This window comes from Dyadobacter bucti, assembly GCF_005869225.1.
GTDB classification, from domain to species: domain Bacteria; phylum Bacteroidota; class Bacteroidia; order Cytophagales; family Spirosomataceae; genus Dyadobacter; species Dyadobacter bucti.
Map to the genome: position 1 here is coordinate 845,041 of NZ_SWFP01000001.1, position 15,806 is coordinate 860,846.

Genomic DNA, 15,806 nt, shown 5'->3' on the forward strand with positions numbered 1-15,806 from the left:
TTATAAAGTAGTGTACGTGCACGAAACTACTTTAAATAAAAACACATCAACTTTAATTCCTATAATACCGGTAATTGGCACTGGTAATGATGTCGATCGGAATGAGATAGGATTCTTCGACGGTCGCGGAAAAGACCAGGTACTGAAACAACGACATTACCCCTCGGTAACCCTGTTCCTGCGGCTTTTCACACAAAAGAAAATCGATGATCCCCTTTTTCAGGAACTCTATATTTTTGGCAAGATAATCGTAGCCGATCAGCACAATATCCCCTCTTCCGATCGATTCGAGCCACTGCGCCACCAGCGCTACCCGGGAATTGGTAACGTAGATAATCCCTACCTGTTTCTCCTGTTCCAGCAACCCGCCCAGCCTGGCAGCTACGGCGGGGTAACTCGTATCGGTAGTATTGAGGTGTACGAGCAGATCTTCGGAAAGCTTTTCTTTGAAATAAGCCATAAATCCGTCTTCCTTGCGCAAGATCGCCACGTTGCTTTCTATCTCCCGGGCAATGTTGACGATCATCGCCTTTTGTCCTTCTTTCAGGCAATAATGTACCAATTGGGCCGAAAGGTACCCGCTGTCGAAAAGCTCTGGGCCGATATAACAAAGCCGCTGCTGGTCCGGAATGTCGGAGTTCATGAGTACACAGGGGATCTTCTTTTTCTTGCAATACTTCATCAGCACAACCGACTCTTTCTCAAAAGTAGGTGTGATGAGCACGCCGTCCGGATTGTTCTCCATGATCCGGTTCACCTGTTCTGCAAAATGCGCCTGCACATTCTGGTCAAAAAAGTAATGCTCCACCAAAACCCCGTATTGTTTGATCTCGGCTTCTGCCTTGTTGATTCCTTCAAGAGGGGCTTTCCAGTATTCGGTTTCTTCGGAAATATCAGGCAAAAGAACGGCAAGGCGCAAGGTTCCTCTGGACGTCAGCGCAAGCCGCCTCGCCAGTACATTGGGCTGGTAATTCAGCTCTTCGATGATCGCGTTGATACGGTTTCTGGTTTTGACAGCCACCCCCGCCCTGTTGTGGATCACCCTGTCCACGGTTCCAAGGGATACCTTTGCCCTTCTGGCTATTTCCTTAACCCCGGAGAGCGCACTGTCTTCTTTTTCTTCCACAATAACTTACGAATTAGATTGTTGCGTGTTACTCCAATAACACGGTCGACGACGCACGATTGACACAGGCATCGTCCCAAAAATGTCCGCGATGCCGGATCAAATCTTTGTCCCAAATTAAATGGGGAAAAGTAAGATATTCGATGGAAAGAAGCAAACGGATGAAGTTGGGTGCAGCTATGCCCAACCCTCCTTCCACCAAAAAAGTCACCGCTATATCCTCTAAAAATCCCTTCGGAAAAGCTAAATTTGTGTATTGGCATTAATAGCCTTACCTGCATGCAAAACCACCGGCCTGCGTATTGACATGTTGCCTGCTGAAAATGCCACTGATGATGAATGAACAAAAAGATCTTTTAAGCCAAAAGGGACTGGTGATCTGGCTTTTGGGGTTATCGGGCGCCGGAAAAAGTACCGTAGCAAATCTGATGAAGGAAAAACTGTCCGGTCAGGGTTATTTCTCCGTGGTGCTCGATGGCGATGAACTACGCGCCGGGATCAATCAAAACCTGTCCTATTCAAGCGAGGACCGGGCGGAAAACGTCAGACGGGCGGCGGAAATTGCGAAAATACTCGTCGGGAACAATATCATCACGATCTGTTCATTTATTACACCGCTGCAAGAACACCGAACCATGGCAAGCGAAATCATAGGTGAGCATTATTTTGAAGTTTTTATCAACTGCCCGCTGGAAATCTGCGAACAAAGGGATGTGAAGGGACTTTACAAAAAAGCCAGGACCGAAGGGTTATCAGACTTCACCGGAGTAAGCGCCCGGTTCGAACCGTCCCTGAATCCGAACCTGACCCTGTTTACCAACACCCAAACCGCCGAAGAAAGCTGCGACCTGCTGTACGCGAGTATTTTACCTTATATCACGGCAAAATAGATAACCCGCAACGGTTTCATTTGTCAAGCCGGACGGAGCCGAGACTTGGCAGTGCTACGCTACAACACACAAAAAGCTTCCATTAAGCAGAGAAACTTTATTGTAAAGAAATGGCTCCCCGTCTGGCCGGGTTACTTTTGCGCCACTGTAATTGGCTATTGCATGCCCGGCGGCAGTATCCCACTCCATGGTAGGCCCGTGCCGGTAATATATCTGTGCTTTGCCTTCTGCTATCATGCAGAATTTCAGCGAACTTCCTACGGATATGGAAGAAACTACAGGATAACCGGCCAGTACCTTTTCATCTTCCTCCGAAGCATGCGACCGGCTGCCTACCGAAATCCAGTTGTCAGCGGGTTTGGTCACCTTCAGCGCAGTTACAGTTCCATCATCCGACTGTTTCCAGCTTCCGTCATTTTCGCCCGCATAGTATAACACATTCCGGACAGGCACATAAATTACACCCAAAACCGGCTTGTCAATATGAATAAGAGCGATATTAACGGTGAATTCTCCGTTTCTCTTGATAAATTCCTTGGTACCGTCCAGCGGGTCCACGCACCAGAAATATTCCCAGTCTTTCCGGTCTTCGTACGGGATATCCCTGCCTTCTTCCGAAATGATTGGGATTGATGGATAAGCCTCTCTCAGCGCGTCCACAATGATATGATGTGAAACACGGTCGGCCGCAGTGAGCGGAGAATCATCTGATTTCAGGGTTGTCTGAAAATCGGCATTTGGATTATTGTAAACTTCGAGAATACCTTTTCCGGCTTCGAGGGCAATCGCATTGATTAGTTCTATGGCTATCTGCATGGGTCAATCTGCTAGAAAATCGTCGTTGGGTTCGTTAAAAGGCGTGAATTTAACCCAATCCACGAACATCTCCATCGAATCGAAATTCGGGGCTTTGTAGGTTCCGCTATCATTCCCCGCCCACCAGGCAAACCAGTTGCCGATATTGATATGGGACGCAATGTAAGGGACCCTGGTCGTGCTGGTCCGCATCAGCTGATTGTCAATATAATATTCCACCCTTGCCTCCTGACCGTTGCCGCCAGTATGCCAGTCCCAGCGGTACACATGGAATTTCTGATCGTTCAGTCCGGCGGGGTAAACAATATTTTTGCTATCGTATTCTCCCGACTTTTCTCCTACCCAGTTGGTGTAGATCGGGTTGCCGAGGTTGGCCCCTTTTACTTCGATATCGATTTCGTGGTTCAGCGTAATCCTGCCATTATCCGCAATATTGCCCGCCGCCACGGCCTTCTGCCACGCTGCCGGGTCGGAAGCCTGGGTAATTTCCTTGTACCAGAAACTCCATGCTGCCGACACCACGCCCATATCAGGCGCCTGCAATATCCTCATTTTGAATTCATAGCGACCAGATGCGAATCTGCTTGTCGATGTCAGTACCCCGCCCAATCGTTTGCTATGTCCTTGCGGCCCACGCAGTGCACCGGTATATTGGTCGCCAAGTGCGCGCATCACTGCATGCCCACCCTTGACATATACATTTTCAGGAATAACGCCCCCGTGCTGGTAAGCCGCGTTCGCGGACTGTCCCCAGAGTCGGTTCATTTTATCCCATTTCGCAGCGTCCAGCTCGGTTTCGAATTTGTCATAAAAAGTACCCGGAAGAGTCAGGTCGCCTATATCCGGGTCACCGTCAAGTTCTTCTTCAACCGGCTCCGGCTTGGGATCAGGATTAGTCTGGCCGTCAGATTTGCAGCTGGCAAGAACAGAAATGGCGAGGGTTAAGAATAGAATGTATGTTTTCATATGAGGCTTTCGGCGGTCGGTTATTAGTGGGTAGAATGAGATTTGAATGCTTTTAAATGGTCATGTATGGTCATGATTTGTAAGTTAAAGCTATAATCGCTTGCCGAAGGCCGATAGCTGACTGCCGACGGCCAATAGCTAAAAGCTTCTTTCTCCTTCCTGCTCAAACCCCGGTGTTTCTTCCAGCCGGTACGGATCTCCTCCTACCTGGATTTTCCAGAGGATTTTTCCTTTGAAGTCGGTGACCAGAAATACCCTCGGGTCGGTGATGCAGTAAATAACTTTGTCTGTGCCAAAAAGCTGCGCATTTCCCTTTGCCGTGCTGTAATAATCTCTGGCCAACGGAATATCGAGCTCTTTCCTGGCTTTTTTGCCCGACACATTGAGCTTGAATGACAGTGCCCTGGTGATCCCTTTTTTAACACCATTGTCGAGCGTCATCAGTTCCCCTCGGGCATTGATGTGTGCATAGTGCTGCGCGCTGAAAAGTTCGTCTTCAGCCAGCGTGAAGTCACCTTTTTCACCCAGTTTCCAAAGTACATCTCCCGTTTTGTAGTCTACTTTCCATACCTGGTTCAGGTCGCGGAAAGAGATGAGAAAGTTTCCGTCCTCTTCCCTGAAAAGTGAGTTGGCATGTACCCAATCCTTTTTATTTTTCATGATATCAGGGTCTGAAAGCGGGTCCAGATGATCCAGCATGGTCCATTCCCATATCTTTTTTCCTTTGCGGGAAAAAATAACAATACCGTCGCCTTTCACAGTATCCTGTTTCGCTCCGCCAACGCTGGTCAGATCAAAAACCTTTTTATCGAAGGTCAGTGCATAAATGTTGCCGTCCTTGTCAGTCCGGACTTCGTGGTGTACCATTTTGTCCATATCACCTTCTCCGGTCTGTAAATGCGTAAGCACCTTCCCTGACAGGTCCAGCTCCACAATTTCATCCCCTCCGGAAGAAGGTATTTTTTCCGGACCTACTATACACATCACCGTTTTTTCCGGCGTCCAGTGCGAAACCTTCACGCCTTTGCGGAAGGGTTCGTACCAGACAATTTCTCCTTTGTAATCAATGATCACGGCCGAGCCGGGTTCGGTCAGGATCTGGGTCAAAAAGTATCTGCCTTTTATTTCTTCCGCAAAGCTGCTGTCCAGATGTTCAAGGGTAAAATAAGGTGTAGCCTGGTAAATGGACTTGGTTTCGAGCGGATATTTTTTGCTCACTGCTTTTTGTGAAGCCGTAGAAACCACCACCTGAAAGGTATAGTCCGTTTTTCCCTTGGTATTTGTGATCCAGAGCGCATGCGTGTGCCCGCCTTTTGAAATTGTGGAATAAAGCGTATCACTGCTTTTTTTTGACCAATATTTCAAATAGGCATCGCAGTCGCGGTTGGTCGTCACATCTACCCTGAAACGCAGCCTGTTTTCCGGCACATGCACCAGGCCGACATGATCGACCCGGATTGGGGCGACGGCATCTTTCACACTATCAAACTGCCACAGAATACCCGTCGACACCAAAAGTATCAATCCAAAAAACAGCAACTTTTTCAAACCCGACATACGTACCAAATAACTATTTTACCCTACCTGCATTAATGCTTGCATCCAGCGAGGTATTGCTTTGAATTTCATTTTGAGGATAAGGGAACACCGTATAGTCAATAGCGTCCGAGTAGGTGGCCGCACTCCGCAAAGTAGGAACCACTTTTTCCTTGAATTTGGCGAGTGCGTTCGAGCCGTTCGTAGCACTTTTACCCCAGCGGATCAGGTCGTCCCTTCTTCTGCCCTCCATAAAAAACTCCTTATTGCGCTCGTCGAAGATCTTGTCGCGCAGGCCCTCCTTCGTAGGATAGGAAGCCAGGGTAATAGCCGGCAGGCTGCTTCGCGTACGGATCTGGTTGACCAGTGCGATACTTTCTGCGTTCGGGCCGTTGAGTTCGTTCAGTGCTTCGGCGCGCATCATCAGCACGTCTGCATAACGCAGGATGGTGACGTTATTGAAACCGGCATAATTGTAGTTGTTGACGTGCGGGTATTTCAGATTGTAAATAAACTGGGCCGCCACCGTATCAGGAGCTGCTCCGCCGATGCCGCCATATTCTTTCGGCACGCTGATCACCTGCCCGTAAAGTGTTTTGAAGACGCCTGTCAATAATCCCCTGCGGTCATCGTCTTTGTCAAAAACCTTATAAAAATCAAGATGAATAGGAAAATTCCCCCAGCCTCGGTTCAGGTCCCACGGCGTGGAATTGATCCCGAAACTATTGCTGTTAACCCCGTAAGCACCTGCTTCATTGGAGGATTTCAACACAAAAATAAACTCATTATCCGACCGGTTGGCCGTGTTGAAAAGCGATGCAATGCCTCCTTCGGCTTTGGTGCGAAGATCAAAGTTCGTGCCGATGATCTCCGTCGATTTGTCAACCGCTTTCTGCCATTCTCCACGCCGCATATATAACCGCATCAATAGCGCCTTGGCAGCGCCTTTGGTTGCGCGGGCCACTTCCGCAGGCGGATAAGAAGCAGGCAGGTTCTGCTCTGCAAATTGCAGGTCGGCGATCATGGCATCTTCTACCACGGCTTGCTCCGTCATTTGAGGGTTTTCATCGGCTTCTGTAAATTTCGAGGACGATTTGAGCAGCAGAGGTACATTTCCCCAGAGCGAAGTAGCATCATAATAACCCAATGCCCTTAAAAAACGCACTTCTCCCAGATTCTGGTTTTTCAATTGGTCTGTAGACGAATTCCCGACAAAATCCACATTGCTGATCAGCTCCTCTGCCTCGTTGGTCCGGGATATCAGCTTAAAAATGCTGATCCAGACATCATTCAGCACTGAATTGGATGCATCATAGGTCAATTGATCGAGCTGACCGCCCTGGCGGGATGTAAGTGCTGTCGTCACCACATCGCCCGGATATTCGTACAGCCAGTACAGGTTTCCGGCATAGTAGCCGAAGCCTCCGTTGTCTTTCAGTGCCGCATAAGTCCCGCGCACAGCCTGTTCGGCATGCTCCGGCTTGGTCAGCACGTTTTCATCGTATACCGAGAAGGTCTCTTCTTCGAGGCCATTCTCGCAGGACATCACCAGTGACAGGCACATCAGCAGGGTCACGCTGGCAACTTGATATATTTTTTTCATTATCAACCGGATTATTTTTTTTGATCAAAAGGTCAGTCTTCCACCTAGCAGCAACATGCGGTTTACGGGATAGGCATTGAAATCAATTCCTCTGGCCACGTTCCTGTTTTGCTGCGAATTGCTCACCAGGTTCCCGATTTCAGGATCCAGGCCCGAGTAGTTGGTGAATGTATAAAGGTTTTGCGCATTCACGTAAATATCAAACGCCTGTATCCCGATCGATTTCAGAATCGACGCCGGAACCCTGTATGTAAGGGTCACATTTTTAAGGCGCACAAAATCAGAACTTTCCACGAAACGGGAGTTCACCCACCCGCCATGCGTATTTCCGTAAAAGCTCCGCGCCGGGATCGTTCCTTCGGGCGTTTCCGGGGACCAGGTATCGGTCAGCACGTCGTTCAGCACATTACCCTGCGTGATCGGGTTCAGCAAATCCACTTTCTGTACGTTTACCAGTTTACCGCCTGTTTGTCCTTGTAAAACCACGTCCAGGGCAAAATTCTTGAATGTAAAATTATTGGTAAAACCCAGGTTCACTTTCGGTACGCCGGTTCCCAGTACTTTCCGGTCGTCGGCATTGAGGATACCGTCACCATTCAGGTCCACAAATTTCGGGTCGCCCGCCTGTGCGTTGGGATGTGTGGTGGTCAGCGCAGGATCGTTTTCCTGGATGATACCGTCGTAAACATATCCGTAAATCGCGCCGATCGGTTCTCCTACGCGGATGATAAACGGACTTTCAAAATTGGCCCCGCCGTCCGGTTTGAAGCTGCCGACATAAATATCCGAATTATTGGCACCCAGCGATTTCACCTTGTTTTTGTTCACCGCAAATGAAACGGTACTGTTCCATTTGAAATCCTTGCCGGCCATATTCACAGTTTGCAAACCAAGTTCGAGACCCTTGTTTTCAACTTTCCCGGTATTTCCGAAGCGGGTTTCGAAACCGGTCGAAGGCGCAATGCTTCGATCGAGCAGCAGGTCATTGGTTTGTTTGTTATAATAATCAGCTTCCAGGATCAGCCTGTTTTTGAAAAAACCTACGTCGATCCCGAAATCCCAGGCGGCAGTTTCTTCCCATTTCAGATCAGGGTTCGAAATCCTCGTCACAGCAATACCGCTCACGGTCGTAACACCGTCAAAAGTGTATTTGGTAGAATTGTCGGCCGCATAGGTCGCCAGCGAAATGCCGGAGCTGATCCGGTCGTTCCCGGTGATACCGTAGCTCACCCTTGCTTTACCCGACGATATAAAACCGAGGTCTTTCAGCGCATTTTCCTCGCTGAATTTCCATGCGAAAGCAGCCGATGGGAAATAACCCAGCTTATGGTTGCTGCCGAAAACCGACGAACCGTCGACCCGGTAAGTACCTGTAAAAAGGTATTTGTTGTTAAAATCATAGTCCACGCGTCCGAACCAGCTTTTGCGTTTCACGACATTCTTGCCTGAATAAGCACTGAATTGCTGGGCAGTGGCCAGGTTGTCGTAACCCAGGTCGTCGCTGCTGAAATTGGTCGCGGTAAGGCCCGTTTCCTGGTATGTATAATTCTGACTGTTATAGCCCGCGAGCAGTTTGACCGCATGTTCGCCCGATTTCAGATCGTAGGTCAGCGTCGGGTTCACGATCAGGTCTTTTTCATTGGTCTCGGTTACGGTTGCAATACCTTTGGTAGCAATGGCATTCGGCACTGTCGAAGGTGCGAAATACCGGTACTTGCCGCTGGTGATGTCCGCACCGAAATCGCCCTGAAGCAACAACCCTTTGATGATCTCATATTTAAGGGAAAAATATCCGTTGGTACGGTAAGAAACATTTTCCCGGTTTTCGGCCTGTACAAAGTGCAGCGGGTTACGGGCGTCGCGCTGAGGCGGAATGCTCGGGTCAAAAGTGGAAGCCGGGTTGGCTTTCAGAACCTGTTTCAGGAAACCGTTGATCGTTGAAGGTGCCAGTGGCAGGTCATTTTGTACACCATAATTTCCGAAAACCCGGGCCGAAACCTTAAATTTATCATTGATAGCATGGTCCACATTCACCCTTCCCCCTACTCTTTTGTATTTGGAATGAACAATGATACCCTCCTGGCTCAGGTAATCGAAACTGGAAAAAACCGAAGTTTTATTGCTTCCACCCGTGAAATTCACGCTGTGGTTCTGAACTTTCGCAGTACGGAAAAGCTCGCCCTGCCAGTCGGTACCGATGAATCCTCTTTGCAAAGAATCCAGCCTTGACGGGCTGTAAGGTGCCAGGCTTCCGGTGAGTCCGGATAATTTGTTCAGCCGCACCGCATGGTCGTAAGGCCCGGTAAGATCGAAACGGTCTACCACTTTTTGAATACCAAAATAACTGTGCAGCGAGAGCCTGCTTTCTTTGTTGATACCATTTTTGGTGGTGATCATAATTACGCCGTTTGCGCCACGAGCACCATAAATGGCGGTAGAGGCCGCATCTTTCAATATCGTTACCGAAGCAATATCCTCCGGACTGAGCGAGTAACCCACCTGCGCGTTCACAGGAAAACCATCGATGACGTACAGCGGCTCGCTGTCCGCATTCAGCGAGTTGGTACCCCTGATCCGGATCGACAGTGCTGCTCCCGGTGTACCGTTGTTCTGGCTTACCTGCACACCGGCCGCCCGGCCCTGCAGTAAATTCGCCATCGAAAGGGACGCTTTGTTCAGGTTCTCCGAATTCAGCGTTACCGCCGAGCCGGTGAAATTGCTCTTGTTTTTGCTTCCGTAACCCACCACCATCACTTCGTCCAGCGCAGCAATGTCAGCTTCCATCACAATATCCACTCTGGATTTTCCGCCTACGGGTATCTCCATAGGAACATATCCGATCATGCGTACGACCAGTATGGCGTTGTCTTCCACCTGCAGGCTGAACTTCCCGGCGGCGTCGCTGCTGCCTCCATTCTGCGTCCCTTTTTCCTGTATAGAAGCACCCGGCAGCAATTCGCCTTCCTTGGAAGTAATGGTACCCGTGACCATTATTTTTTGAACCGGCTTGTTCAAATTCACATAGGGCGCGCGGGCAGATACCGGCAGCCAGCCGCCGGCCATGATCGCGGCAAGCAGCAAAAAGCGTCTGAAATTCTTTGTAAATAGTAGCATCATTTGATTCACTTAATGATCAGAAAGATTTGGTAAAAGGGTTTAGGAAACTAGTGGGCTTACCCGGAATTACGGCACCATTTTTGGTTCGATAAAATTACCCTACAGCCGTCCCATCCCTGTTCCAATAGTCCCGATTTGCAGTAAATCCGTCCCTGAAACGCCATTTTCGCCCATTAAAGCGAATATTTTTAATGTTATTCCTGAAAAGTCAGTTTAATAATTCACGAAAATCGTAGATTCAAGAATTAAAGACGGCGAAGCGAAGTGATCAGGAAATTCTGTATATGCGTATTGGTTTAGTAATCCTTTTGTGTTGTGCCCCCCTTCACCCCCTGTTTGCGCTTACCCAAAACATCAGGTTCAGTCAGATCGGTGTCAATGAAGGATTGTCACAGGGATCGGTCCGGTTTGTTTTTCAGGACAGCAAGGGGTTTATCTGGTTCGGGACCAAAGACGGCCTGAGCAAGTACGACGGCTATAAGGTGACCGTCTATAAAAAGGAGATCAAAAACAGCAACAGTTTAAGCTCAAACGATATCAAATGCATTTCCGAAGACCGGGAAGGCAAGCTCTGGATCGCCACCTGGGAAGGCGGGGTGAATGTGTTTGATCCCAAACTCCAGCGATTCACCAATTACCGGAAAGGCAGCCCCGGCCCGCTGCACCTGTCGAGCGATTATATCGAATGCATTTTTGTGGATAGCGACAACAACGTATGGGTCGGGACCGCTGCCGACGGCCTCGATTATTTCGACCGCAAACAAAACCGTTTCATACATTTTTCACACGACCGCGTCAATTCCCGCAGCCTCACCGACAACGGCATTTCCACCATTTATGAGGATAGCGAAAAAAATATCTGGATAGGAACCGTCAACGGACTGAACCGTTTTGATAAAAAGACTAAATCCTTCGGACGTTACAGCCACGGCCCAGGCACCGGAAAACCTGGATTTTACAATAGCATCAAGTTTATTTTCGAAGACAGCCGCAAAAACCTCTGGCTGGGCAGCTATGGCGGCGGCCTCAACCTCCTCGACCGGAAATCGGGCTCCTGGGTTTCATTTAAAAACAATGAACTGGGCAATGTTTCATTGATGTCCATGGCCGAGGACGACCACGGTATACTCTGGATCGGTACGGAAAATAACGGGCTGGTGCGGTACAATCCGCTGGACGAAAGCTTCAAAAGGTTTTGGGCCAATGAAAATGACAAAACCGGCATCAGCAGCAACACCATCAATTCGGTACTGAAGGATGCAGACGGGAATATATGGCTGGGCACGCAAAACGGCGGGGCTAATCTGCTCACGCCGGGGGCCGATAAGTTTAACCACTACCGGCACCAGCAAGGCGTGAACAGCCTGAGCCATAACATTGTCAATGTGATTTTTGAAGATTCCGATAACATGCTCTGGATCGGCACCGACGGCGGCGGCCTCGACCGTTTTGACCGTAACAAACAGCATTTTACGAACTACCGTAACCAGAAAAACAATGCCGCTTCCATTTCCGGGGATTATGTGCTGGCCATTGCCGAGGACGAAAAACACAACCTCTGGCTGGGGACGTGGGGCAAAGGGCTTACGGTTTTCAACCCCGCAGAAAACCGGTACCGGCATTTCCGCAATAACCCCGCCGACCCGCGCAGTGTGAACAGCAATTACGCCTTCGCGATCTTCCGCGACAGCCGCAACCGTCTCTGGGTAGGTACCTACGGTGAGGGCCTGGATTTGTACGACCCCGCAACCGATTCTTTTACGCACACCCTCAATGACCCGAAAAACCCGGCGAGCCTGAGCAGCAATTATATCCTCAATATCAGGGAGGCCAGGAACGGCAACCTGCTCATCGGCACGGAAGGCGGCGGCCTGAACATCATGGATGTCCAAACCGGAAAGTTCCGCACCTACAAGCATTCGGATGCAACCAACAGCCTCAGCAACAACGGTGTATCCTCGGTATGGGAAGACAAAAAAGGAAATATCTGGATCGGGACCAATTACGGCCTGAACATGCTCGACCCGAAAACCGGCCTGTTCCGGCATTGGTTTACAGAAAACGGCCTGCCCAATGATATCATCACGAGCCTGCAGCCCGACGGTGACGGTAACCTGTGGATCAATACCACCAAGGGGATCTCCAAATACAATCTTGCAAAAGACACCTTCGAGAACTTCGGGATCGCCGACGGTCTTCAGGGAAACGAGTTTAAAGACGCGCGCTGCCTGAGCCGCGACGGACGTATGTACCTGGGCGGCTATAATGGTTTCAATGAATTTTATCCCAAAGACACCCGCGCAAGCCTGGAAGAGCAATCCATTGTTTTCACAGGATTTCAGATCTTTAACAAAGAGGTCCCGGTAAGCCGTGAAGGTGCATTGAAGGAAAGCATCAATTCGGTGCGTGAAATCCTGCTTTCCTATGCCGAGTCCGTTATCACTTTCGAATTTGCCGCCCTGAATTTCACCAACCGGGACAAGATCCAGTATGCCTACATGCTCAAAGGTTTTGATCCGCAATGGAGCCGGATCGGTTCCAAAAATAACGTCACTTACACCAATCTCGACCCCGGCGACTATACGCTGCGCGTAAAAACAGTTTCAGATAAAGGGAACCTCTCCGAAAAAGAGGCGAGCATTAAAATCACAGTGCTGCCGCCCTACTGGAAAACCTGGTGGTTCCGGCTGCTTGTGGTATTGCTCGTGGCGGGTATTATCCTGTTCATATTTTACCAGCGCATCAATTCGGTGAAAGAGCAAAACCGGCAGCTCGAAGAGGTGGTGGCCCGAAGAACGCACGAGCTCAAAGAAGCCAATCATGACCTGGAAATCAGTAACCGTACCAAGGACCGTTTTTTCTCCATCCTTGCCCACGACCTCAAAAATCCGATCGCCGCATTGTCGGGGATCTCGGATCTGCTGAAAGCGAAATTCCCGACTTTGAGCAGTGATGAAGTGTATGGCTATATCAGCGATATCAACAAAAGCTCCAATTCGGTCCAGGATTTGCTCATGAACCTGCTCGACTGGGCCAGAACGCAAAGCCAGAACATTGCCTACACCCCGGAAAATATCAGTATTGAAGAGCTGCTGATCAAAAACCAGTCGCTGATGGAGCAGCAGCTGAAACGTAAGAACATCCGTTTTTTACTATCGTCCGATCCGTCGCATTCGATTTATGCAGATCCGCAAATGGTCGACACGATTATCCGTAACCTGCTCAGCAACAGCATTAAATTCACCCCGACCGAGGGCGAGATAAGCGTAAGCTCACGGGAAGAAGGAAATATGATTGCGATTGAGATCAGCGACACCGGCATTGGGATGACAACTGAACAAGCTGACAGTCTGTACGATATCAAAAACCAGCGGATCGCGAATGGTACAGAAGGTGAAACAGGCACGGGACTGGGACTTGTGATCGTCAAGGAATTTATGGATGCCAACAACGGTACGGTCGAAGTGGCAAGTACGCCTTCAAGAGGTACTACTTTCACAATATCCTTGCCCAGATCAAGGGCGGCGGAGATTAAACGAACGCACATGCAAATCGGATCAACCGAAAACAAAATTAACACCAGCCAATCCGAACCGTTTTCAGAAGAAAAGCTGGCCGTCCTGAAAGGTAAAAAGATCCTGATCATTGACGACAATCCGGAAATAAGGGGTTTTCTGAGGCTTCTGCTATCGGGCACGTTCAAGGTCTTCGAAGCCAGAAATGGAGCAGAAGGCGTCGAAATTGCCTCTGTTTCCCAGCCCGATGTCATCATTTCGGATATGATTATGCCTGTCATGAACGGACTGGAATTCTGCGCGATCATCAAAAATGAGCCGCGTACCAACCATATCCCTGTGATCCTGCTCACGAGCCAGGCCAACGAGTCCAGCCAGCTTTCAGGCTATGAAGCCGGAGCCGACAGCTACCTCATGAAGCCGATCCGGCAGCATTTACTGTTCCAGGTGATCTACAATTTTATCCGTAACCAGGAAACCATACGACAAAAATTTGAGCAGTCAGAAGACATTTACCCCCCGGACCTGGAACACAACAAGCCGGACAAGGAATTTCTCGACAGCATTATCGCTTTCATCGAAGAAAATCTGACCGATCCAGATCTGGACCATAAAAAAATCAGCGAACTCACAAACCTGAGCCGCACAGTACTTTATGCTAAATTCAAATCCCTCACAGGTCAGGGCGTCCATGACTTTATCAAGTCGGTCCGGCTCAAAAAAGGCCTCAAACTCTTACAGGAAGGCCGACTGAACGTAAACCAGATCGCCTTTGAAGTGGGCTTTAACACACCCTCCTATTTTTCCAAGAGTTTTATCAAACAATATGGCGTCTCACCCTCGGAGTATGTGGCGAAGCTGAAAAGCAAGACTGCAAATGCACAGGCCTGAGCAGGCAAAAGCGTTACTTTTCCGATATGATCTTGGATTTCTCCGGATATATTTGTGATATCCTGGCATGTAGCTGCTCTTTTTTTACAGTATTAACCGGCATGCAGATGCTTTGAAAAATTATCAAACGCATTATACTGCAAATGGAGAATAAGACAATCCGCATCAAAGACATAGCCCTGAAAGCCAAAGTATCTACGGGTACCGTCGATCGAGTGATCCACAACAGGGGAAAAGTGGCGGAGAAAGTGAGGCTCCGCATCCAGAAGATCATCGATGAGTCCAACTACGAGCCTAATCTGATGGCGCGCGCACTGGGTTCCAAAAAACAATACCGCTTCGCAGCGCTGATCCCCGACCCTGAAATCGACTCGTACTGGCAGGGACCGAAAGATGGCATTGAGCTGTCGGTTAAGGAATTGAAACAATATGGCGTATCCGTAGAGCAGTTTATATTCAATCCTTTTGATGTAAAATCCTTTACCGAGAAAGCCGCAGAACTAACCGGATCAACACCGGACGGGATCTTTTTGTCACCGATCTTTTACCATGAAATACTGCCGTTTTTCGAGAAATGGAAAAAAGCAGACATTCCGTTTGTGCTTTTCAACACCGAAATCGAGGATTTTGGCTTGCTGAGCTATATCGGGCAGGACTCTTACCAGAGCGGGAAACTGGCCGGAAAGCTTATGCATTACGGGCAGTCGGAGCCTTGCTCTGTGCTGGTGGTGCATATTGATGAAAAAACCAGCAATGCGGCACACCTTGTAAAAAAAGAAACAGGGCTGCGCGACTATTTCGGGCAGGCTGACCCGCAAGGCCAGTACCATATCAGTACCATCGAACTGGACCGTTCAGATCCGGATGACTTTAGAAATCAGCTGGATCGTGTACTGGAAACTACGCCCGACCTGAAACATATCTTCGTCACGACTTCCAAAGCACACCATGTTGCCGCATTTCTGGAAGAGCGGCACGCCGGTCACATAAAAATTATCGGCTACGACCTTCTTGCCGAAAACCTCCATTACCTGAAGAAAGGAACGATCGGTTTCCTGATCAACCAAAATCCAAAGCGGCAGGGTTATCTGGGCATCAAACAGCTGGCAAATTTCCTTGTATTCAAGAAAAAAGTACCCCGGCTTAAATTTCTTTCGCTGGACATCGTCACCCAGGAGAACCTGAGCTACTATCTGGAGGAAGAACAAGCAACCGCAACAGAAGAATCGGTTGCTTAGTGCCTGTTCCAATTTGTATTTCTTTATTTCAAAATTGAATATTCCGTATTTTTAACTAATAATAGATTAAAATTTGGTTAAAGTGTGCACGTACACACCTCAAATTTG

At 48.9% G+C, this 15,806-nt stretch carries 9 protein-coding genes; 3 read left to right on the forward strand and 6 right to left on the reverse strand.

The annotated features are described in order from the left end of the window. Positions 1-52 precede the first annotated feature (52 nt). On the reverse strand, positions 53-1,126 hold the full coding sequence (locus FBF61_RS03110) for a LacI family DNA-binding transcriptional regulator (protein ID WP_205748217.1): 1,074 nt from the start codon (positions 1,124-1,126) through the stop codon (positions 53-55). 332 nt (positions 1,127-1,458) lie between these two features. Between FBF61_RS03110 and cysC the strand changes: the two genes are divergently transcribed. Then, positions 1,459-2,016 carry an adenylyl-sulfate kinase gene (gene cysC / locus FBF61_RS03115; RefSeq protein ID WP_229214897.1) on the forward strand — a complete coding sequence of 186 codons (558 nt, stop codon included), beginning with the start codon at positions 1,459-1,461 and terminating at the stop codon, positions 2,014-2,016. A 54-nt stretch (positions 2,017-2,070) separates the two neighbouring features. Here cysC and cysQ read toward each other — a convergent pair whose 3' ends face one another. The 5 genes from cysQ to FBF61_RS03140 all read right to left on the reverse strand — a co-directional run bounded on the left by cysQ (position 2,071) and on the right by FBF61_RS03140 (position 10,054). Next, positions 2,071-2,832 (reverse strand): 3'(2'),5'-bisphosphate nucleotidase CysQ, encoded by a 762-nt coding sequence (cysQ, locus tag FBF61_RS03120; protein WP_138475696.1) that lies wholly within the window; start codon positions 2,830-2,832, stop codon positions 2,071-2,073. 3 nt (positions 2,833-2,835) lie between these two features. Next, positions 2,836-3,798, reverse strand: coding sequence for a glycoside hydrolase family 16 protein (locus FBF61_RS03125; protein ID WP_138475697.1), 963 nt, complete (start codon positions 3,796-3,798; stop codon positions 2,836-2,838). Positions 3,799-3,936: 138 nt separating this feature from the next. Continuing rightward, a complete protein-coding gene (locus FBF61_RS03130; protein WP_138475698.1) occupies positions 3,937-5,355 on the reverse strand; it encodes an aryl-sulfate sulfotransferase in 1,419 nt (472 codons plus the stop codon). A 13-nt stretch (positions 5,356-5,368) separates the two neighbouring features. Further along, positions 5,369-6,937, reverse strand: a complete 1,569-nt coding sequence (locus FBF61_RS03135) for a RagB/SusD family nutrient uptake outer membrane protein (protein WP_138475699.1) — start codon at positions 6,935-6,937, stop codon at positions 5,369-5,371. 24 nt (positions 6,938-6,961) lie between these two features. Continuing rightward, complete coding sequence (locus FBF61_RS03140) at positions 6,962-10,054, reverse strand: SusC/RagA family TonB-linked outer membrane protein (RefSeq protein ID WP_138475700.1); 3,093 nt, start codon at positions 10,052-10,054, stop codon at positions 6,962-6,964. A gap of 284 nt (positions 10,055-10,338) precedes the next feature. Between FBF61_RS03140 and FBF61_RS03145 the strand changes: the two genes are divergently transcribed. Continuing rightward, complete coding sequence (locus tag FBF61_RS03145; protein WP_138475701.1) at positions 10,339-14,460, forward strand: hybrid sensor histidine kinase/response regulator transcription factor; 4,122 nt, start codon at positions 10,339-10,341, stop codon at positions 14,458-14,460. A gap of 143 nt (positions 14,461-14,603) precedes the next feature. After that, positions 14,604-15,698, forward strand: coding sequence for a substrate-binding domain-containing protein (locus FBF61_RS03150; RefSeq protein ID WP_138475702.1), 1,095 nt, complete (start codon positions 14,604-14,606; stop codon positions 15,696-15,698). Positions 15,699-15,806 lie beyond the last annotated feature (108 nt).

Bases quoted from the DNA above. Each gene is read 5' to 3' on its own strand.
- FBF61_RS03125 (WP_138475697.1), bottom strand. From the start codon at position 3,798: ATGAAAACATACATTCTATTCTTAACCCTCGCCATTTCTGTTCTTGCC.
- FBF61_RS03130 (WP_138475698.1), bottom strand. From the start codon at position 5,355: ATGTCGGGTTTGAAAAAGTTGCTGTTTTTTGGATTGATACTTTTGGTG.
- FBF61_RS03150 (WP_138475702.1), top strand. From the start codon at position 14,604: ATGGAGAATAAGACAATCCGCATCAAAGACATAGCCCTGAAAGCCAAA.
- FBF61_RS03135 (WP_138475699.1), bottom strand. From the start codon at position 6,937: ATGAAAAAAATATATCAAGTTGCCAGCGTGACCCTGCTGATGTGCCTG.
- cysC (WP_229214897.1), top strand. From the start codon at position 1,459: ATGATGAATGAACAAAAAGATCTTTTAAGCCAAAAGGGACTGGTGATC.
- FBF61_RS03145 (WP_138475701.1), top strand. From the start codon at position 10,339: ATGCGTATTGGTTTAGTAATCCTTTTGTGTTGTGCCCCCCTTCACCCC.
- FBF61_RS03140 (WP_138475700.1), bottom strand. From the start codon at position 10,054: ATGATGCTACTATTTACAAAGAATTTCAGACGCTTTTTGCTGCTTGCC.
- cysQ (WP_138475696.1), bottom strand. From the start codon at position 2,832: ATGCAGATAGCCATAGAACTAATCAATGCGATTGCCCTCGAAGCCGGA.